The organism is Chryseobacterium subflavum (assembly GCF_055762745.1).
This window is the reverse complement of record NZ_JBVTMR010000001.1, coordinates 1,466,250-1,485,214: the sequence shown is the minus strand read 5'-3', so window position 1 is coordinate 1,485,214 and position 18,965 is coordinate 1,466,250. Positions and strand designations below refer to the sequence as shown.

22 protein-coding genes are annotated in these 18,965 nt (G+C 36.9%); 11 read left to right on the top strand and 11 right to left on the bottom strand.

The features are described from left to right. Positions 1–2: 2 nt before the first annotated feature. The gene (gene dinB, locus AC0INN_RS06465; protein ID WP_306612381.1) at positions 3–1,166 is read right to left on the bottom strand and encodes a DNA polymerase IV; all 1,164 of its coding nucleotides are present in this window, start codon (positions 1,164–1,166) and stop codon (positions 3–5) included. Positions 1,167–1,227: 61 nt separating this feature from the next. Here dinB and AC0INN_RS06460 point away from each other — a divergent pair, with 61 nt between their 5' ends. From AC0INN_RS06460 to AC0INN_RS06440, 5 genes are all read left to right on the top strand, one after another. Further along, positions 1,228–1,998: an XRE family transcriptional regulator gene (locus tag AC0INN_RS06460; protein WP_306612379.1), complete on the top strand. Its 771-nt coding sequence runs from the start codon at positions 1,228–1,230 to the stop codon at positions 1,996–1,998. A 198-nt stretch (positions 1,999–2,196) separates the two neighbouring features. Beyond that, positions 2,197–2,424 (top strand): glutathione synthase, encoded by a 228-nt coding sequence (locus AC0INN_RS06455; RefSeq protein ID WP_306612377.1) that lies wholly within the window; start codon positions 2,197–2,199, stop codon positions 2,422–2,424. Between the two features lie 12 nt (positions 2,425–2,436). Then, positions 2,437–2,661 (top strand): hypothetical protein, encoded by a 225-nt coding sequence (locus tag AC0INN_RS06450; protein WP_172282657.1) that lies wholly within the window; start codon positions 2,437–2,439, stop codon positions 2,659–2,661. 103 nt (positions 2,662–2,764) lie between these two features. Beyond that, a complete protein-coding gene (locus AC0INN_RS06445) occupies positions 2,765–2,935 on the top strand; it encodes a lmo0937 family membrane protein (protein ID WP_172282659.1) in 171 nt (56 codons plus the stop codon). Positions 2,936–3,004: 69 nt separating this feature from the next. After that, complete coding sequence (locus AC0INN_RS06440) at positions 3,005–3,616, top strand: alpha-ketoglutarate-dependent dioxygenase AlkB family protein (RefSeq protein WP_273648053.1); 612 nt, start codon at positions 3,005–3,007, stop codon at positions 3,614–3,616. Between the two features lie 2 nt (positions 3,617–3,618). Here the strand turns inward: AC0INN_RS06440 and AC0INN_RS06435 are convergent, their stop codons facing one another. The 5 genes from AC0INN_RS06435 to AC0INN_RS06415 all read right to left on the bottom strand — a co-directional run bounded on the left by AC0INN_RS06435 (position 3,619) and on the right by AC0INN_RS06415 (position 8,475). Then, positions 3,619–4,077 carry an NUDIX hydrolase gene (locus AC0INN_RS06435; RefSeq protein ID WP_306612373.1) on the bottom strand — a complete coding sequence of 153 codons (459 nt, stop codon included), beginning with the start codon at positions 4,075–4,077 and terminating at the stop codon, positions 3,619–3,621. A 27-nt stretch (positions 4,078–4,104) separates the two neighbouring features. Beyond that, positions 4,105–6,876, bottom strand: coding sequence for an aconitate hydratase AcnA (acnA, locus tag AC0INN_RS06430; protein ID WP_306612371.1), 2,772 nt, complete (start codon positions 6,874–6,876; stop codon positions 4,105–4,107). 228 nt (positions 6,877–7,104) lie between these two features. Continuing rightward, positions 7,105–7,512, bottom strand: coding sequence for a GNAT family N-acetyltransferase (locus AC0INN_RS06425; RefSeq protein ID WP_273648051.1), 408 nt, complete (start codon positions 7,510–7,512; stop codon positions 7,105–7,107). Between the two features lie 75 nt (positions 7,513–7,587). After that, entirely contained in the window at positions 7,588–8,019 is a 432-nt protein-coding gene (locus AC0INN_RS06420) for a GNAT family N-acetyltransferase (RefSeq protein ID WP_306612369.1), read from the bottom strand. 3 nt (positions 8,020–8,022) lie between these two features. Continuing rightward, positions 8,023–8,475, bottom strand: coding sequence for a carboxymuconolactone decarboxylase family protein (locus AC0INN_RS06415; protein ID WP_273648049.1), 453 nt, complete (start codon positions 8,473–8,475; stop codon positions 8,023–8,025). A 154-nt stretch (positions 8,476–8,629) separates the two neighbouring features. Here AC0INN_RS06415 and AC0INN_RS06410 point away from each other — a divergent pair, with 154 nt between their 5' ends. Beyond that, entirely contained in the window at positions 8,630–10,096 is a 1,467-nt protein-coding gene (locus AC0INN_RS06410; protein WP_306612366.1) for an aminotransferase-like domain-containing protein, read from the top strand. 56 nt (positions 10,097–10,152) lie between these two features. Here AC0INN_RS06410 and AC0INN_RS06405 read toward each other — a convergent pair whose 3' ends face one another. Then, positions 10,153–11,148, bottom strand: a complete 996-nt coding sequence (locus AC0INN_RS06405) for an aldo/keto reductase (protein WP_306612364.1) — start codon at positions 11,146–11,148, stop codon at positions 10,153–10,155. Between the two features lie 115 nt (positions 11,149–11,263). Between AC0INN_RS06405 and AC0INN_RS06400 the strand changes: the two genes are divergently transcribed. After that, positions 11,264–12,529, top strand: a complete 1,266-nt coding sequence (locus AC0INN_RS06400; protein WP_172282669.1) for an NAD(P)/FAD-dependent oxidoreductase — start codon at positions 11,264–11,266, stop codon at positions 12,527–12,529. A 5-nt stretch (positions 12,530–12,534) separates the two neighbouring features. Here the strand turns inward: AC0INN_RS06400 and AC0INN_RS06395 are convergent, their stop codons facing one another. Then, entirely contained in the window at positions 12,535–12,969 is a 435-nt protein-coding gene (locus tag AC0INN_RS06395; protein ID WP_306612362.1) for a low affinity iron permease family protein, read from the bottom strand. 265 nt (positions 12,970–13,234) lie between these two features. Here AC0INN_RS06395 and AC0INN_RS06390 point away from each other — a divergent pair, with 265 nt between their 5' ends. Then, positions 13,235–13,852 carry a YciE/YciF ferroxidase family protein gene (locus AC0INN_RS06390; protein ID WP_306612360.1) on the top strand — a complete coding sequence of 206 codons (618 nt, stop codon included), beginning with the start codon at positions 13,235–13,237 and terminating at the stop codon, positions 13,850–13,852. A gap of 65 nt (positions 13,853–13,917) precedes the next feature. Here the strand turns inward: AC0INN_RS06390 and AC0INN_RS06385 are convergent, their stop codons facing one another. From AC0INN_RS06385 to AC0INN_RS06375, 3 genes are all read right to left on the bottom strand, one after another. Next, positions 13,918–14,820: a helix-turn-helix domain-containing protein gene (locus tag AC0INN_RS06385; protein WP_306612358.1), complete on the bottom strand. Its 903-nt coding sequence runs from the start codon at positions 14,818–14,820 to the stop codon at positions 13,918–13,920. Positions 14,821–14,836: 16 nt separating this feature from the next. After that, positions 14,837–15,835 (bottom strand): aldo/keto reductase, encoded by a 999-nt coding sequence (locus tag AC0INN_RS06380; protein ID WP_306612356.1) that lies wholly within the window; start codon positions 15,833–15,835, stop codon positions 14,837–14,839. A 133-nt stretch (positions 15,836–15,968) separates the two neighbouring features. Next, positions 15,969–16,913: an aldo/keto reductase gene (locus AC0INN_RS06375; protein WP_306612355.1), complete on the bottom strand. Its 945-nt coding sequence runs from the start codon at positions 16,911–16,913 to the stop codon at positions 15,969–15,971. Positions 16,914–17,529: 616 nt separating this feature from the next. Between AC0INN_RS06375 and AC0INN_RS06370 the strand changes: the two genes are divergently transcribed. From AC0INN_RS06370 to AC0INN_RS06360, 3 genes are all read left to right on the top strand, one after another. Then, on the top strand, positions 17,530–17,754 hold the full coding sequence (locus tag AC0INN_RS06370; protein ID WP_306612353.1) for a hypothetical protein: 225 nt from the start codon (positions 17,530–17,532) through the stop codon (positions 17,752–17,754). A 94-nt stretch (positions 17,755–17,848) separates the two neighbouring features. Next, entirely contained in the window at positions 17,849–18,187 is a 339-nt protein-coding gene (locus AC0INN_RS06365; RefSeq protein ID WP_306612351.1) for a hypothetical protein, read from the top strand. A gap of 46 nt (positions 18,188–18,233) precedes the next feature. Beyond that, entirely contained in the window at positions 18,234–18,950 is a 717-nt protein-coding gene (locus AC0INN_RS06360) for a GLPGLI family protein (RefSeq protein WP_306612349.1), read from the top strand. Positions 18,951–18,965: the final 15 nt, after the last annotated feature.

Here is an 18,965-nt window from a genome sequence, read left to right as displayed (position 1 = left end):
CGTTAGAATAATCTGTTTTTATTTTCTAAATCAAATCCGGAAGCTCTGCCGACAGCCTGGGCTCCAAAACGATTTTTGATATAATCCATCGACTGATAAAGATTCATCAGCTTTTCGGTATCTTCGAAAAGATCCATCTGATGGTTTCCATGAACCAGTCCTGTGAAGCGTAATCCTACCAGACGAAGGCGCATTCTTCTGGTGTAGGCTTTTTGGAATAATTCCAGGGCAACCCGTGAAAGGGTGTGATCTGCAGAAGTATAAGATACTTTACATTGTTTGGTCTCCGTATCAAAATTGGAATACCGGATCTTAATCGTTACCGTTGAAGTCAACCATCTTTCTTTCCGGAGCTGATAGGCCAGCTGCTCAGCCATTCCCGATATCAGCCCTTTTAAAGAAACCATATCCATGGTATCATTCGAAAAAGTTCTTTCCGTTGAGATTGATTTCCTTTCCGAATAAGGAATGACCGGATTCTCATCAATTCCATTGGCTTTTTTCCAGAGTTCAATCCCGTTTTTTCCGATCATCTGTTGTAATACCAGAACAGGCATTTCAGATAATGTATGAATGGTGCGGATTCCTATTCTTGAAAGGAGCTGAAAAGTAGCATTTCCTACCATCGGAATCTTCCTTATTGATAAAGGGTTAAGAAATCCCTGCATATTCTGCGGCTTTATTTCGAGCTTTCCATGGGGTTTAGATTCCCCACTTCCGATTTTTGAGACGGTTTTGTTGTTGGATAATGCAAAGCTGATGGGAAGCCCCGTTTCTTTTGTGACGGCAGCAGCAATTTCTGTAGTCCACTGATAGCATCCGAAAAACTGATCCATTCCGGACAGGTCGAGATAAAATTCATCAATACTCGCCTTTTCCATTACCGGAACCTTACTTTGAATGACCTCTGTTACCAGATGGGACAAGTTGGAATACATTTCATGATCTCCACGGATCACTTTAGCATCAGGGCAGAGCTTAAGTGCCATTCTTATCGGCATGGCAGAGCGTACTCCAAACTTTCTTGCTTCATAGGAACACGAGGCTACTACCCCACGGTCCCCACCTCCTATGATCAGAGGGATTCCGTTAAGTTCTGAGTTATTAAGACGCTCACAGGATACAAAAAATGTATCCAGGTCCATATGTACAATCGATCGTTCCACGAAACAAAATTAGTTACAATTTGTATCAAAATTATTATATTTGTTGATATAATTTATAGCAATGTCAATTTTAGCAGAAAACATAAGGTATTTGAGAGATCAATTGAAATTATCTCAACAATCCGTAGCAGATAACTTATCAATCACGCGCGGACGGTATGCGAAGTATGAAGATGGCGCTTCGCAACCTCCGATAGAGCTATTGATTAAGATGTCCAGGTATTACAGGGTAAGTATCGATCTGATGGTAACGATAGACCTTAAGAAATATCCATTAAATGATATTATTAATCTTCCCGATAACAGAATTGTGCTTCCTGTCGTAGTTGATCAATCAGGAAATAACAGCATTGAAATTATTCCTCAGAAAGCATCGATGGGATACCTGTCCGGATATACCGATCCAGGGTACATTGAAAGCCTCCAGAATATCTCCCTACCCTTTCTTACAAATGGAAAATACAGGGCTTTTCCTGTAGAAGGAGATTCGATGCCGCCTTTTAAAGATGGTTCTTATATTGTCGGAAAATACATTGAAAAAACAGAAGACCTGAAGCCTGATAAAACATACATTTTCGTAACGTTAAATGATGGAATTACTTATAAAAGATTTAAATCCAGAAAAGAAAATGCACTTCATATAGCGGCTGACAATCCATTTTATGAGCCTTATGATATTATTTTGAGTGATTTACTGGAAGTTTGGGAATATGCCTGTGGAATTTCGATCCGGGAATTTGAAAATGAAGACCACACCCAAAGTATAAAAGATATGTTTCTGGAATTGCGGAAAGATATCAAAAATCTTAATCAAAAGGTATCAGGATTGTAGTGATGATAAAAGAAATCCGTTTTAAGTTGAATTACCTTATAAATGATTGATTATCAAAATATATGAAATCCTGCAGATATGCTATTGATAATGGGATTGATTGCTGTGTTGTATGTTAAAAGTGAAAAAAAAATAACATATTTGTAAAAAATGGCATAATTTATTCTTTATATAAACCGAATTCTTATACTTTATATCATGGCACATCGAAATTTACATAAAGAAGATTTTGTACCAACTGATGACGGACGATATCAGGTTGAATACAAAAAAACAGAAATCGGGGAAGGCTCGAATCTTACTGTAGAGAAAAGAAATGAAGATGGAAGTTACGAGGTTATACAGGCTATGATAAGAAGACTGAATGACCGTATTTTTATCAGTTGGAGTGAGCCGTTTGAGGGCAGACTTATCTTTGAAAAGTAATAAAAAAGCAATATGGAGTACAACGAAGCAGTTCAGCATAAAAAAGAATCTTTAAAAAAAGCTGATGAAACGGTATTGAAGGATTATCATATCATTATTACCCCAGCTAATACGGAAGAAAGTCAAAAACACATTGAGGCTTTTCTGAAAGCTCCTGATAAATTTGATGATGAAAGTTGTAAAAAGTTTTGTTCGGATGGTGAATATCAGGTTGTAAGTTTTAGAAAAGAGGAGTAACCAACGAAAGAAACGTATTGAGGTTCTGAATTCAGGATAAAAATTGAATAACAAAAGGCATAAGGTATGCTTTAATAAAATAAATCACTTAAAATATACAGTTATGAGAAGTTTATTATGGTTAGTCGCAGTTATTTGTATTGTTGTTTGGCTTTTAGGAATGCTAAACGTTATACCCGGAATAAGTACCGGATATTTAGTTCATGTTTTATTGGTTATTGCCATTATTGTCGTTCTTTATAATATTATTTCAGGCAGAAAGCCTCTTGATTAAAATTTAAAATATTAAAATATCCTTTACCAGATTATTTACCGGTGAAGGATATTTTTTTAATTTCTTACAATGGACCAGCTTAGCTTATTTGATGCAGAAGAATATTACCAGTTTCCTAAAGAGTTATTGGAATATACAGATCATTTCCTATCACAACAGGAAGCAAAAGAGCTTCAGGAGTTTTTAATGGAAACTGCCCCATGGATCCAGACGACTCAGAAAATGTATGACAAAGAAGTTTTGACGCCACGCCTGACCGCTTGGTATGGAGACGAAGGCAAATCTTATCAGTTAAGTGGTACCCGTGTTGTGGTTAATCCATGGTCCCCTGAATTACTGGCATTGAAACAGCGTTTGGAACAGACAACCGGATATACATTCAATTCGGTATTACTGAACCTATACAGAAATGGCAATGATTCCGTTGCGTGGCACAGGGACAGAGACAGTGAGTTGGGGAACCGGCCTGTAATCGCTTCTCTGAGTCTTGGACAGGTCAGAAATTTTGATTTCCGTAAAGTGGATGATCATCATTTAAAATACAGCCTCCCTCTTTCGCATGGATCGCTGTTGATCATGAAAGGTAATTTGCAGGTTAACTGGGAACATAGAATTGCGAAATCAACCAAGCCTATGCAACCCCGGATCAACCTTACTTTTCGATTGATTAAAGAATTGTAATCTTACTTTTGCAACAGTTCCTCCAGTTCTGAAAGGAACAACACCTGCGCTGGATTAATACGTATTTTTGCTTCTTCTGAATCGAACCATTCCCATTGGTCTACCTCCGGTATTTCCATACGTTTTCCTGATCTTGGCGGCCATTCTATTTGTAAAAAATTGCTGAAAAGCTGTGTCGTTTCAATATCTGTTTCTATTGCCCAGGCATGCACTGTTTTACCTCCTTTCTGCCGGATGGGAGTCAGTTCTATGAATTCTCCTTCTATAGATTGTCCGGTTTCCTCTTTAAATTCTATGCGGGCCCGTTCCAGAGGATCTTCCCCCTGTTCTATTTCTCCTTTGGGAATGGACCAGGCACCTTTATCTTTATTCTTCCAGAAGGGGCCTCCCGGATGAACCAGAAAATAAAACAGATGGTTATTTTCTTTTTTAAATAATAAGATGCCTGCACTTGTTTTCATTCCATCGTATAGTCCGGATTCCGGAGATTAATTATTTTTTAAATAATCCCGTAAAACGTACTGTAATATTCCCTGGTTTTTATAATATTCAATTTCTATTGCCGAATCTAATCTTGCCTTAACGGTAAATACTGTTTCTTTTCCTGAAGGGTGTACAGCTTTTACATTAAGCATTTTATGCGGAACCAGGTTTTCCTCTAAACCGGTGATGGTATACGTTTCCGTTCCGTCCAATCCTAAAGAGGCTGCATTTTCTCCATCATTGAAAACCAATGGTGCCACACCCATTCCAACCAGATTGCTTCTATGGATACGTTCAAAGCTTTCAGCGATCACCGCTTTTACACCTAACAGGAAAGTTCCTTTTGCAGCCCAGTCACGGGAGGATCCTGATCCATATTCTTTACCCGCTAAAATAATCAGCGGTGTATGGTCTTTTTGGTATTGCATGGCGGTATCAAAAACCGTTTTAACTTCTCCTGTAGGTAAATAACGACTGTATCCACCCTCTCTGTCAGCTATTTTATTTTTTATCCTTACGTTGGCAAAAGTTCCGCGCATCATCACTTCATGATTTCCTCTTCTGGAACCATAAGAATTAAAATCTTCTTTGTTTACATTATTGGCTTTCAGATAACTTCCTGCCGCAGAGTCTTCTTTAAAAGATCCGGCCGGTGAAATGTGATCGGTGGTTACAGAGTCTCCGAGATACAGCAGCACTTTTGCATTTTTTATATCGGTTACAGGATCCGGCTGAGCCTTGATATTTTCAAAAAAAGGAGCTTCTTTGATATAGGTTGAGCTTTTGTTCCATTCGAAATTCTGATCCAGGTTAACTTCAAGATCCTGCCAGTCTTCTGAACCATCAAAGATTACATTATAAACGTCTTCAAAATCTTCCTGTTTCATACACTCATTGATCGTTCTTTGGATCTCTTCGCGTGAAGGCCAGATGTCTTTTAAATAGACAGGCTGCCCATTCGGATCATAATCCAGAGGGTCTGTAATTAAATTGATATCAACATGTCCAACCAAAGCATAGGCAACAACCAACATTGGTGACATGAGGAAATTCATCTTAACCTGCGGATGCACTCTTGCCTCAAAATTCCTGTTTCCGGAAAGTACCGAAGCTACTACCAGCTCGCCATTATCAACTGCTGTTGCAATAGCAGGTGGAAGTGGTCCTGAATTTCCGATACATGAGGTACAGCCATAGCCGACTGTATGAAAGCGAAGTGCCTCCAGATCTGTATTAAGTCCGGATCTTTCAAGGTATTTTGTAACGACTTTGGAACCTGGTGCCAGAGATGTCTTAACCCATGATTTTGTTCGAAGTCCTTTTTCTATAGCATTTCGGGCTAAAAGTCCTGCTCCTACCATAACAGCAGGGTTTGATGTGTTGGTGCAACTGGTAATCGCTGCAATAACAATGCTTCCGTCACTTAAGACAAATTCAGAATTATTTTGTTTGATTCTTACAGTTCGTAAAGAGTCCTGAATAACTTCCGAATGAAGTTCTCCTTCAATAGGAACTTTTCCAAACGTAAATTCCGTTCCAGAACCTCCGTCCGCTAACCAGGCATATTCTGTTCTTTTGGAAATAGGTTCGTAATTACGATGATGCTCGTCTTTTAAAACTTCAGAAAATCTCTGGCTAAGATCTTTAACTAAAATTTTATCCTGAGGACGTTTAGGCCCGGATACCGTTGGTTCAAGGGTCGACAGATCAAGTTCTGCGACGGATGAATATTTAATTTCTTCCGTTCCGGTTCTCCATAAAAGATTTTCTTTGCAGTATTCCTCAACAATTTTGATCTGTTCCGGAGACCGGTTGGTAGCATGCATGTATTCCAAAGTACGTGAGTCGATAGGGAAATAAGTAACCGTACATCCGAATTCCGGAGACATATTGGAAATGGTGGCACGGTCGGTAACCGTTAAATGATCAAGCCCTTCACCAAAGACTTCCACAAATTTCCCAACTACTCCCTGGTTTCTGAGGATCTTTGTGATTGAAAGAACCATATCGGTAGCAGTACAATGATCAGGAATTTTTCCTGTCAGTTTTAAACCTACTACCTCAGGACAGGTAAAGAAAATAGGCTGTCCCAGCATAGCTGCTTCCGCTTCTATCCCACCAACACCCCAGGCGATAACCCCGATTCCGTTTACCATTGGCGTATGTGAGTCTGTTCCTACCAATGTATCAGGAAAGAGCCATCCGTCTCTGCTGATCACTCCTTTTGCTAAATATTCCAGGTTAACCTGATGGCATATTCCCATTCCGGGAGGAACTACGGTAAAATTATTCAACCCATGTTGTGCCCATTTCAGGACTTCATACCGTTCCTTATTCCTTTCAAACTCCAGTTCTACATTCCGGTCATAAGAATAATCGGTTCCGAAATAGTCTACCTGAACGGAATGGTCGATAACCAGATCTACCGGAATAGCTGGGTTGATCTTTTGTCCGTTTTTTCCCTGCCTCACAAATTCTGCCCTTAAAGAAGCCATATCTACTACTGCAGGTACTCCCGTGAAATCCTGCATCAGGATCCTGGCGGGTTTAAAAGGGATATCCTTATCATTAGGAGCAGGTGTCCATTGCAGTAAGGTATTGATATGTTCGTCTGTAATACCAAAGCCGTCATAATTCCTTAAAACATTTTCTAGAAGAATACGGATACTGAACGGAAGATGATCCACACCTCCCGGCAGGTTTCTTAAAGAGCTATAAGTATAAGATTTTCCATCAATAGTGATTTGTTGTACAGATTTTGCGTTTGGGGTGTTCATTTCAGGTGTTTTTTATTATATATACTAAGTTACCTCAAAAAAAGAAATATGAAAAGAACATTAGGATATATTAACATTAAAGAACCTTTTTTTTTCTTTAGTCTACTTCTACTTAACCCAAAAGATAGATGGGGAATTGTTAAAACGAAAATATTGCCTTATCTATAATGATAAAATAATATGTTTGTTTATTTAGTTAATCACAAAAGAGGTGATGAATTCAACTTATTATTTAAGAGCATCAATATCATCCAGAATGTAGCATTGTTCCCACTGTACCATTCCAATCTTAGGATAATAATGTATCGCTTTTGGAGCTGCCAGCAAGATAAGTTTTGCTTCGGGAGTTTCTTTTTTAGTTAAACGGATAAGTTCTTTTCCGATGCCTGTTTTCTGGTATGCTTTATCCACGGCAAGATCTGATAGATAAGTGCAGTAAACGAAATCTGTTAACGATCTGGCAATTCCTACCAGCTTTCCCTGATCACGCGCTGTTACAATGAGGTTTGCATGTTCCAGCATTCCATTGATTCTTCTGGAGTTATTTACAGGTCTTCTTTCGCCAAGGGTTGAAGTGAGGAGAATATCGGTAAACTCTTCAGTGCTTATTTTTTCTTCTATTTGATAACTGATCATTTTTATTTTATTGATTTTTAGATAGTTATATTGAGTGATGGATTTCCGTTTGTCAGATTGATTTTTTTACATCAGTTAAGAAATCTTTTTTGCAAAATGATTACAGGCAAGGACATAGCCTTTATTAAGATATAAACGGTGTGCGTCATGGAGCATATAACCACTATCCAGATGAACAGACTGTATTCCTGTTGTTTCCGCTTCTTTGGTTACGCGATCCAATAACAAACCTGCAAATCCTTTACTACGACATTCAGAAGAAGTGAACAGATCATCTATATAAATAATCTTACCGGTCCTCAGCATTTGTAGCGGGCGGTAGCCAATAAATGCTACAGCTTTTGTATTGGTATCGTTGGGGATATAATGTAGTTTAAAACCTTCCTCATTCATCATTTCTATAATCTGATCAACATAATTATCTTCCTTCAGATTCGTACGGAACTGAAGAATTACTTCTTTGCAAAATTCTATGTCTGCTCTTGTTTTTGCTTCTTTTACTTCCATTATTTATTGATTTTTGTATTGTACGGGGTGCATCTGAAGACCAACACCAATACGGTTCCAGCTATTGATGCTGATAGCGGCTAATATCAAATGAGCTGTTTTTTCTTCTCCGAAAGTTTCTACAGCTTTGTCATATACTCTATCGCTTATTCCATGAGAGCCTATTAATGTAATCTCTTCAGTAAGCTGTAAAATAATCTGTTCTTCAGTAGTAAACCAGTTTTTAGCCTCATGCCAGGCACTCAATACGTAAATCCGCTGTGGATTTTCTCCATATTGAACAGCATCAGTAATATGTTTATTAAGGCAATATGCACAACCGTTTAATTGTGAACCGCGGATCTTGATTAATTCAAAATGAAGAGGGTCTATGCCTTTTTTAATAAGGTCGTCCATTTCTTTCATCAATTGATAAGCCTGTGGCAGGTATTTCTGTAATGCGAGTCTCTTTTTCATAACTAAATTTTAATTAATGCAAGTAGTTTAACTTCAATTGTTTTATTTGTTTTAATGATACAAAATTAGACCGCAGGAAAGGTGGTAATCGGAGCCAGATTTATTTAATTTGGTAGTCCAGATTATTTATATTTGTATTAGTAAATTCCAGATTATGCTTCCTTATAAGAATCTGATTCTCATTAATGCGGATACAACTGAACCTCTGTATCGACAGATTGCAGCCCAGCTTATTTCATTAATTCAGGAAGGAAAGCTCCTTCCCGGAACCCTGTTGCCAAGTACCAGAGGTCTTGCATTTGATCTTCAGCTTCATCGAAAGACAATTACTGCAGCTTATGATGTTCTGGTATCAGAAGATTGGGTGGATAATCTGCCGAGGAAAGGATATAGGATATCTTATGATTTGCCCCGGATTAAACCCAGATCTTATAAAAAAAATAAAATAAGTGTCTTTGCGCATAAAGGAGCAATCAACTTTGAACGTTTCGAAATGATCTTAAATCCTGTTCTCTCTGTTGAAAACAGCAGGATAATTATCGATGATGGTTTACCGGATATTTCACTTTTACCGGTTACAACCATAACCAAACAGTTTAAAAAGGCATTGGATGAAATTACATATAAAGCTGTTTTGAGGCATAGGATATCAGAAAACTCCAATCTTTCTATTGCATTATCTACTTTCCTGAAGCATACCCGAGGATTGGATATGGAGATAGAAAATATTTTTACCACACGTGGTGCGCAAATGGCAATTTATATTGCTGCTTCGCTTATTATAAAGCCAGGTGATAAAGTAATTGTAAGCGACCCTAGCTACTTTATCGCAAATCTTGTTTTTGAAAAATTAGGGGCCGAGCTTATCCGCGTACCCGTAGATAATGAAGGAATGTGCACACGATCGGTTGAGGAGGTTCTGCAGAAAAATGATATTAAAATGATCTACATTATCCCTCATCATCATCATCCTACTACAGTGACGATGAGTGTAGAAAGAAGACAACATATGCTGAAATTGATTAAATCATATGATATTGCAGTTATTGAAGACGATTACGATTATGATTTTCAGTTTAAATATGACCCTTATCTTCCTCTGGCTAGTGGGGATCATAATGGAAGAGTTATTTATATAGGTTCTCTTACAAAAGTTCTTGGGACTCCTTTCCGCCTTGGATATATGGTGGCTACAGCCGATTTTTTAGAAGCTGCCCGTAAGCTTAGAAAACTTATTGATATCAGGGGTGATGCTATTATTGAAGAGGCAGCAGCCGGACTCATTAACAATGGTGATCTAGCCCGTCATATTCAGAGATCCAACCGTTTGTATGCCCAACGATGTGATCTGGTTTCAGAATTGATCAGTAAAGAATTGACTGATGTTGTTACTTTTACAAAACCAACGGGAGGAATGGCATTATGGCTTAGATTTAATTCTGAATTTAAATTGTCGGATATTTTGAAGAAAGCACATAAAGATGGTTTGGTTGTTTCCGGGACTGTTTATTGTACCGGAAAAAACGCCCAGTTGAATGCCTGCCGGTTTGGGTTTGCTTCTTTGAATGAGAATCAACTTACAGAAGCGGTTGAATTGTTGAAAAAAGCAGCCGGAGTATAAGCAATCAAATAAAAGCCTCTCACAATGAGAGGCTTCTGTTTAATAATATTAAAATTCTACCTGTAATCTGGGATCTGAGCTTTTTCATAAATCAATCCCTCAGATTTTATCTCATTCCAGAAATCAGGAGGAATTACAGCATTCAGTCCTTCTACATTGTCATGCACCTGATCCGGCTGACTGGCTCCGGGAATAATGGCCGCAAATTCATCAGCCGCCAAAACAAATTGCAGGGCTGCATGTACAATGTCTGTGTTGTATTTTTTTGCTATTTCTGCAATCCGGTCTCTTTTTTCTGTCATCCCTTTGGGAATGACATCTTTATAATTATAGCGGTTTCTCCCCGCAATAAATCCTGAATTATAACCGGCTCCGGAAACCAGTTTTACCCCAGCTTTTTTTACGGCCGGAAGTAATCTGTCTACGGCATCTTCATGTTCTAAAATAGAATATTGGGTAGCAGAAAGGCAGATGTCTGGGTCAGCAGCTTCAATGCAGTCCAAAATAGGCTCTATCTTATTAACACCCATTCCCCAGGCTTTTATAATTCCTTGTTCCCTTAACTCTGAAAGTACTTTAAAAGCTCCTTCCTTTGCCTGTTTCAGAAAGTAAGGATACCGGTCACCGACCTGATCTTCAGAAAGGTCATGGATGTATACAATATCAATATGGTCGAGCCCTGATCTTTCAAGGCTTTCATCGATTGACCTTTTTATAGCATCTGCTGTATAATCATGCCGGAAGTCATAATTTAATGGATTCTTCCACATGGTGGGTGGGACCTCAGATTTAGGGACTTCCTTAAATAATCTGCCTACTTTTGTAGAGAAAACAAAGTCATCTCTATCCTTACCCTGTAAAAACTGTCCAAATCTTCTTTCGCTTTTTGTCAATCCGTACCAGGGTGAGGTATCATAATACCGTATGCCCAGGTCCCAGGCCTTTTGCAGGACTTGGTGTGCTTCTTCATCCGTAATGTCAGCAAAAGCAGTTCCTATAGCTACTCCTCCTAATCCTAATTTGTGCTTTTCTGTTAGAATGTCTGTTTTCATATTGTACTTTTTATGTTGGGTTATAGTAAAGCAAGCAAACATTGTGCATTTATGAACTTTAATTTTTTTTGGTCTTATTATTGGACTCTTACTGTAACCACTCAAAATAGTAAGTATGAAAAAGCACATCATCATTGTAGGCGGAGGATTTGCTGGGATTAATCTCATCAAATCACTTAAAAATGACGAACGGTTTGAGATCACATTGATTGATAAAAATAATTACCATTTCTTTCCTCCTCTCATCTACCAGGTAGCCACTTCTTTTATTCAGGCTTCAAATATCAGTTATCCTTTCAGGAGAATGATTTCAAAGTTCCGAAATGTACGGTTTCACATGGGAAATCTAATTAAAGTGGTTTCAGAAACCAAAACCGTAGAAACTGATACCGGAAATTTAAGCTATGATTATCTCGTTCTTGCTTTAGGAACCGAATCTAATTTTTTCGGAATGGAAAATGTTCAGAGGTGTGCACTTCCTATGAAAAGTATTACTGAAGCTCTTTATCTTCGAAATCATATGCTTCTGACCCTGGAAGAAGCGGCAAGAAATAAGGATATGAAAGCAGCAGGTCGTCTTCAGAATATTGTTATTGCCGGAGGTGGACCCACAGGAGTGGAACTTGCTGGGATGCTGGCAGAAATGGGAAAATATATTGCTGAAAAAGAATATCCTGAAATTAAACTGGGTCTTTCCAACCTGTATCTTATTGATGCCCTTCCTACCCTTCTTTCCCCGATGAGCGAAATGGCCCAGAAAACTTCTTATGAGACACTGAAAAAATTAGGGGTAAAAATTATTCTGAACGTCTCTGTGAAAGATTATATTGACAATAAAGTAATCCTTTCTGATGGAAGATCCATTGAAACCGAGACCCTGATCTGGACATCCGGTGTCATAGGCCGGGAAGTTCCCGGTATTCCCAAAGAAGCTATCGGTCGTGGAAGAAGAATACTGGTAGACGGATATAATGAAGTGGAAGGAATGAGAAATATTTACGCTGTAGGTGACATTTGTCTTCAGCTCACGGAAAAAAAATATCCAAACGGGCATCCTCAACTGGCGCAGGTAGCCATACAGCAAGCGCATAACTTAGCTGATAACTTTAAATATATTGCACAAGGTAAACCTTTGAAACCTTTCGAGTACAATGACAAAGGAAGCATGGCAATTATTTCTAAATACAATGCGGTAGTAGACCTCCCAAAATTTTCTTTTAAAGGTTTTATAGCATGGCTTACGTGGTTATTTATTCATATCATTCCTTTGGTAGGATTTGGAAGTAAGGTCCGTCTTGCTTTTGATTGGCTTCGGTTGTTTATTACCAATAACCCTTCTATCCGTTTAATACTCTATCCAAAGAGGAATACAGATAAATAACAGTTTTATTTATACCGCTGATTACAGGCAGATTTTGATTGCTCATCTATTGATATTGAATGGGTGGAAGAAGCTTCTTTTTTAGGTAGTTTTCCCAGCTTTTCATAGAATTTATGAAGCTGGTCCAGTTCATCTTCTGTAAGATCTTCAATATCTACGATCCGGTTACTGGCGTGTTCATGAGCAGCAATTAGCTCGTTAAGTTTAATCTGTATGGCTTTTGAGTCCTTATTTTGTGCTTTTTGGATAAGGAAAACCATGAGAAAAGTAATTATTGTGGTTCCGGTATTGATAACCATCTGCCAGACTTCCGAAAAATTAAATATAGGTCCTACGGAAGCCCAGGCAATAACGAGGATTGTTGCTGTGATAAATGCAGCGGCACTACCAGTAAAATAAACAGCTTTATCTGCGAATTTGTCAAAAAGATTCTTTTTCATAATAATAGTGGATTGGAAGACATACATTTTAGTGATGCTTAATGTCTTTTCATTTATTTCGAATATAAAGATTCAGCAACTGTTATTTTTATGATCATAGTCATAATTAGAATTAGTAATTGCGTATTTAATTCTATTTATTTTTATTCAATATTTCATTTTTAAGTTAAAGTAATGTTAAGTATTTAAATAATTTGAGGTTTCGTTGTTGCGTTTGGCTTTATTATTGTAACCAGTTAATGCATAAACCACAAAAAATATTAATATGGCAACGAGTACAAAAACACCAGGAAAAAAAACGTCAACGTCTTCAAGAGCCAGATCGGCATCAACCCCGGCTAAAAAAACAGCTGCGGTAAAAACTCCGGCAAGAAAGGTTCCCGCTAAAAAGGATGCGGCAAAGGAACTCAAGGATCTGTTTGAAGATGGGCTTAAGGATATTTACTGGGCTGAAAAAGCATTAACGAAAGCTCTTCCGAAAATGGAAAAAAATGCTGAAGATAAAGGCCTGAAGAAAGCGATATCAAGTCACCTGGCTGAAACCGAAAACCATGTAAAAAGATTGGAAGAATGTTTTGCTGCTTTGGGCAAGAAAGCTCAGGCAAAAAAATGTGATGCCATGCAGGGATTGCTGGATGAAGGGAAAAGTATTATGGAAGAAACACAACCAGGTTCTGTACGGGATGCCGGAATTATTGCAGCATCCCAGAAAGTAGAACATTATGAAATTGCTACCTATGGTACGTTAGCAGCTTATGCTAAGGTTCTGAAGCAAACCAAATGTCTGAAAATTTTATTGAAGACATTGGAAGAAGAGAAAAAATGCGATGAACTCCTTACCAGTATCGCAGACACTGCTCTGAATAAGAAAGCAATGAAATAATATGATTAATACAACAAAGAATCCTCAATTTTAATTGAGGATTTTTTTTTATAAAAATTTAGGTATTATTTTATTCCGAAGGAAGTTCTGAACTCCATCGGAGCCATTTTTGTTTTCTTTTTAAATAGAGTGCTGAAAGACTGAGGATGTTCAAAGCCTAATGCATAGGCGATTTCACTCACAGATAAATTAGTGGTCGACAGTTTTTCTTTGGCCTTTGCTATTAATTTTTCATGAATATGTTGTTGGGTATTCTGCCCTGTATGAATTCTTAACAGATCACTGAGATAATTAGGAGATAGGTTCATTGCTTCAGCAATAAGCTGAACGGTTAACAAACCCTTATCTGCAGATTGTTCATGATCAAAATAATCATTCAGAAAACGCTCGAATTTTGTTAGGAGCTGATGATTGCTGTTTTTGCGGGTAATAAACTGCCGTTCATAAAAACGATTGGAATAATTAAGTAAAAGATCAATCTGAGATAAAATAATCTCCTGGGTATGACGATCGATATGCTGACATTCTTTATCTATTTTTTTGAGTATTGCAATCAGATCATCTTCCTCATCTTCCGATAAATGTAAAGCTTCATTTACCGCATAGGAGAAAAAACCATAACCCGTAATCGAAGATGCCAGAGGATGTTTCAATAAAAAATCAGGATGAAAGATCAATAAGTAACCTGATCCGCATTCCATATTTTGCAAGTCTAAATACTGTACCTGGTTAGGTGCAGTAAAGCTTAATACTCCTTTATCATAGTCATAATGCTGCTGACCATATTTGATCTTGCCCTTTGCTTCTCTTTTCAATGCAACACAGTAGAATCTGTTCACAAAACCTTTCCATATTTCATCTTCCAGAAATATAGAATGGGACAGATTAATAACACTTACCAGCGGATGTTTAGGTTCCGGTAAGGATAATAAGCGATGAAAAGCTGAAACCGACTGAATAGCATTCATAAAACAAATGTAACAATTAATCTAACAGTCCCATACTGAATTCATCATATTGAGCTCCCGTATCAGTGCCTAAAGGAATAATGCTTTCCAGTTTTAAAATTTCCTCTTCTGTAAGCTGAATATGAACAGCATCAATATTCTGTTCCAGATATTTTCTGCGTTTTGTTCCTGGAATCGGGACAAAGCCTTTACTGATAATCCATGCTAATGCCAGTTGGGAAGATGTAATGTTCTTCTCTTTTGCCATAGACTCGATGGCTTCTACCAGTTTAATATTTTTATAAAAATGTTGTTCCTGAAAACGAGGGATTGCGCGTCGGAAGTCATTTTCAGGCAAGTCATCAATGGAACGGATTTGTCCGGATAAAAAACCGCGTCCCAGCGGAGAATAAGGCACAAACCCTATTTTCAGCTCTTGTAATGTTGTAATCACTCCTCTTTCTTCTACTGTACGCTCAAACAATGAATATTCACTTTGTACAGCTGTAATGGGATGAACAATATGGGCTCTTTTGATGGTTTCTGAAGATACTTCCGATAAGCCGATGTATTTCACTTTTCCTTCTTTTACCAGGTCGCTCATTGCTCCTACAGTTTCCTCTATAGGTGTGTTTTTATCCAGCCGATGCATATAATAAAGATCAATATAATCGGTCTTTAAGTTTTTTAATGAACGTTCTACTGATTTCTTTACATAATCCTTCTTTCCGTTGATGGCCCAGGTAACCTTATCCTGGTCATTGATTTCCCAGCCAAATTTGGTAGCGATAATATATTGGTCCCGATTGTTTTCCGTAGCTTTGGCAATAAGCTGCTCATTTTTAAACGGACCGTAAAGATCTGCTGTATCAAGAAAATTACCTCCTAGCTCCAATGATCTGTGAATGGTTGCAATAGCTTCCTTCTCATCTGCTTCACCATACATATTTCCATCTTCAAAACCTGTCATGCCCATACATCCTAAACCTATAACAGGAACTTTCAATCCCTGATTTCCTAATTGTATTGTATTCATTTTCATACTGTTTATTTAATGATTCAAAATTCGTAAGAAATAAAAAACAGCATGTATGCAAAACACTGAACAACGTATGTAAATCAAGGGTATATAGATCATAAAAACAAAAGCCTCGTATGAGGCTTTGTTTTTATTTGCTTGCTTCATTCAGAAGCTGTACATCTTCATTACTCAGATGAAGTTCAGTCGCTTTAAACAAGGTTTGTAATTGAGACTGGCTGGTTGCGCTTACGATAGGTGCGGTAATAAGTGGATTGGCTAATAGCCATGCTAATGCCACAGAAGCCTGGTTGGCCTGATGTTTTTCACTTACCTGATCCAAAGCTTTTAATACTCGCTCCCCTTTTTCATTCAGATATTTGCGGACACCTTCTCCCCTGGCACTTTTAGAAAGATCTGCTTCACTGCGGTATTTTCCGGTTAGAAAACCTGCCGCTAAAGACCAGTATGGGAATACGCTCAAATCATATTTTTCCACCAAAGGAGCGTAATTTTTTTCAAAGTTTTCACGCTCTAATAAATTATAATGAGGTTGTAAAGCGACATACCTAGGTAAATTATTCTTTTCTGAAGCTTCAAAAGAAGCGGTAAGCCGTTCCGGAGTAAGATTGGAAGCTGCAATATAACGCACCTTTCCGGCTTTTATAATTTCGTCATACGCCGCAAGAGTTTCCTCAACAGGGGTTTTATGATCATCAAAGTGGGTATAATAAAGATCTATATGATCGATCTGTAATCTTTTCAGAGATTCGTCAACAGATTTCAGGATATGCTTTTTACTGATATCAAAACCATGTTCTTTGGTCTCTGATCCTACTTTAGTCGCAATAACAAGATCGTTTCTGTTGCCCCGGCTCTTCAACCATTTTCCGATAATTTCTTCAGACTGTCCCCCTCTTCCATTTACCCACCAAGAATAGGTATCAGCAGTATCTATAAAATTGAATCCGGCTTCTGTAAACTGATCCAGGATGTCAAAAGATTGTTGCTCATCCAATGTCCATCCGAAAACGTTTCCTCCGAAATTAATCGGTGCGACCGATAAATCCGTATTTTTTATCATTCTCTTTTCCATACATTAAAAATTAATTTTTTAGTCATAATCATTGATGTGGTGCTCTATGAACCCACAATTGAAAACTGTTAAGATAGTTGATCTCCTTGTTTTTTGAATTTGTTTGAAGACGGAGAATCATCTTCAGTACTATAAATTTAAAGAAAAATTTTCTTAAGAATAGCGGACAGAAGATTATTTAAGATAATATTAATACAATACGGTTGATTATAAGGGTTTATTCTGTCAATTAAGATTATGATTTTAAATACAAAGACGCAAAGGAATTTAATGATGATACTTTTTAAGGGGCAAAGATTTTTGGAAGGTATGGTGTAATAAAATTTTAGATTCTTTCAACACTGTATATTTAATTGTCCTTCAAGATTTAACTCAGTATGAGATCATTGAAAGGCTGCAAAAACTTGAAATTTGGCTAAAAAGTTTGAGCTTAATGAAAAGCAATTGAAATAAATCATAGAAAATTATGAAGCATAAATAATGTTTACCTTTTTCGCATTCTATACAAGCAGAAAGTTTTAGTAAATAGGGCTTCCCGTAATGGTGAATAAAAATAATTTTGTACTATTGTAATGATTGCAATCACAAAAAAATATTAAAATTAAAAACGATCAAAATGAAAAAATTAATTCTTATTTTAGGTATTGCTACATCAGGTATATTGTGTGCCGCTTCCCCAACAAAAAGTGATGTAAAATCTGCTGAAACTATTAATGCAGCGCAAAATAGTATTAAAAAAATTAGCTTTAATGGGTTTATAGCTTATGATACTACCTGTTGTGGCACATGCTATCAATACGGAACTTATACAGAGCAAACTGTGGGAGGTATTACATATTGAGAATTTGAGTCAGCTAGTCAAGCTACATCATCGACTGTTATCACACCTCCTTGTACTGGAGCGGGATCATACATGGGTTAATATTGAAATTAATATGAAAAACTTACTTATTTTATCTACTTTCTTTTTACTTTTTTCTTGCAGCAGAAAAAATGCTCAAGCATTAGAATTTCAAAAATTACCAATTGTTGATTATAATAATTCTGATGAATTTTTTAAGAATTCCGGTAAAGTTAAGGGTTACTTTGACAAACAAAAAAAGCAAACGGTAATAATTGCTAATGATAAGGTTATAGATTTTGAAACCTTTCATAAATTAATGGATACAGAGAAGGTGCGTACAATAAAAGTAATTGAAGACAGTATAGAAATAAGTAAATTAAATTACCCGTATAATGATGTCAAAAAAATTATTATTGTAACCAAAAAATAAACTATCCAGGTGGCTGTTATATCAGCCACCTTTTATATAATAAAATATGAAAAAAATACTCTCCATTGTTTCTATATTTTTATTTGGGATTGTGCTTTCACAGAATAAGAAATTTAAAGTGTTTAAGTCTCATACTCAAATAATTTACAATGTTGATTTTAAAGCAGATTCAACACTAAGTACTAAAAGTGATGATATGCTTACTTTATATATTGGTGATAATGAATCCATTTTTCAAAATGATAAAAAATATAAAATTGATTCAATAATAGATAGTCAGCCGTTTTTTCAAATGTCATCAAGACCAATGTTCAAGGTGTCTCATGTAATAAAAAAAGATTATCAACAACCTGATTTGATATATAGTGATAAAATTGAAAATATAAACTTTGGGTATAAGGAAAAAAGTCCTGCGATGCAGTGGAAACTTATTGATGAGAAAAAAAATGTTTTAACATACGAATGTTATAAGGCAGAAGCTACATTTAGAGGTAGAAAATTTATTGCATGGTACACAAAAGATATCCCAATAGCTGATGGCCCATATAAATTTGCTGGTTTACCGGGGCTTATTCTTGAAGTATATGATGACCAGGAAAACTTTCATTATAAACTTTTAGCTATTACAAAAAAGTCCCAAAATATTCTGTACGATGAGAATATCAATTTTATTGACCGTAAGAAAATGATTGAGGCTAGAATGAATGTAATCAAGAAGTTTACAAAAGGAAATATAAAAATAAATCCTATAGAAAAAAATTAAAAAGACACCCATTAT

What these genes read in the sequence shown, in the direction of transcription:
- AC0INN_RS06460 (WP_306612379.1), top strand. Translation starts at nt 1,228, where the DNA reads ATGTCAATTTTAGCAGAAAACATAAGGTATTTGAGAGATCAATTGAAA.
- AC0INN_RS06455 (WP_306612377.1), top strand. Translation starts at nt 2,197, where the DNA reads ATGGCACATCGAAATTTACATAAAGAAGATTTTGTACCAACTGATGAC.
- AC0INN_RS06450 (WP_172282657.1), top strand. Translation starts at nt 2,437, where the DNA reads ATGGAGTACAACGAAGCAGTTCAGCATAAAAAAGAATCTTTAAAAAAA.
- AC0INN_RS06445 (WP_172282659.1), top strand. Translation starts at nt 2,765, where the DNA reads ATGAGAAGTTTATTATGGTTAGTCGCAGTTATTTGTATTGTTGTTTGG.
- AC0INN_RS06440 (WP_273648053.1), top strand. Translation starts at nt 3,005, where the DNA reads ATGGACCAGCTTAGCTTATTTGATGCAGAAGAATATTACCAGTTTCCT.
- AC0INN_RS06435 (WP_306612373.1), bottom strand. Translation starts at nt 4,077, where the DNA reads ATGAAAACAAGTGCAGGCATCTTATTATTTAAAAAAGAAAATAACCAT.
- acnA (WP_306612371.1), bottom strand. Translation starts at nt 6,876, where the DNA reads ATGAACACCCCAAACGCAAAATCTGTACAACAAATCACTATTGATGGA.
- AC0INN_RS06425 (WP_273648051.1), bottom strand. Translation starts at nt 7,512, where the DNA reads ATGATCAGTTATCAAATAGAAGAAAAAATAAGCACTGAAGAGTTTACC.
- AC0INN_RS06420 (WP_306612369.1), bottom strand. Translation starts at nt 8,019, where the DNA reads ATGGAAGTAAAAGAAGCAAAAACAAGAGCAGACATAGAATTTTGCAAA.
- AC0INN_RS06415 (WP_273648049.1), bottom strand. Translation starts at nt 8,475, where the DNA reads ATGAAAAAGAGACTCGCATTACAGAAATACCTGCCACAGGCTTATCAA.
- AC0INN_RS06410 (WP_306612366.1), top strand. Translation starts at nt 8,630, where the DNA reads ATGCTTCCTTATAAGAATCTGATTCTCATTAATGCGGATACAACTGAA.
- AC0INN_RS06405 (WP_306612364.1), bottom strand. Translation starts at nt 11,148, where the DNA reads ATGAAAACAGACATTCTAACAGAAAAGCACAAATTAGGATTAGGAGGA.
- AC0INN_RS06400 (WP_172282669.1), top strand. Translation starts at nt 11,264, where the DNA reads ATGAAAAAGCACATCATCATTGTAGGCGGAGGATTTGCTGGGATTAAT.
- AC0INN_RS06395 (WP_306612362.1), bottom strand. Translation starts at nt 12,969, where the DNA reads ATGAAAAAGAATCTTTTTGACAAATTCGCAGATAAAGCTGTTTATTTT.
- AC0INN_RS06390 (WP_306612360.1), top strand. Translation starts at nt 13,235, where the DNA reads ATGGCAACGAGTACAAAAACACCAGGAAAAAAAACGTCAACGTCTTCA.
- AC0INN_RS06385 (WP_306612358.1), bottom strand. Translation starts at nt 14,820, where the DNA reads ATGAATGCTATTCAGTCGGTTTCAGCTTTTCATCGCTTATTATCCTTA.
- AC0INN_RS06380 (WP_306612356.1), bottom strand. Translation starts at nt 15,835, where the DNA reads ATGAATACAATACAATTAGGAAATCAGGGATTGAAAGTTCCTGTTATA.
- AC0INN_RS06375 (WP_306612355.1), bottom strand. Translation starts at nt 16,913, where the DNA reads ATGGAAAAGAGAATGATAAAAAATACGGATTTATCGGTCGCACCGATT.
- AC0INN_RS06370 (WP_306612353.1), top strand. Translation starts at nt 17,530, where the DNA reads ATGAAAAAATTAATTCTTATTTTAGGTATTGCTACATCAGGTATATTG.
- AC0INN_RS06365 (WP_306612351.1), top strand. Translation starts at nt 17,849, where the DNA reads ATGAAAAACTTACTTATTTTATCTACTTTCTTTTTACTTTTTTCTTGC.
- AC0INN_RS06360 (WP_306612349.1), top strand. Translation starts at nt 18,234, where the DNA reads ATGAAAAAAATACTCTCCATTGTTTCTATATTTTTATTTGGGATTGTG.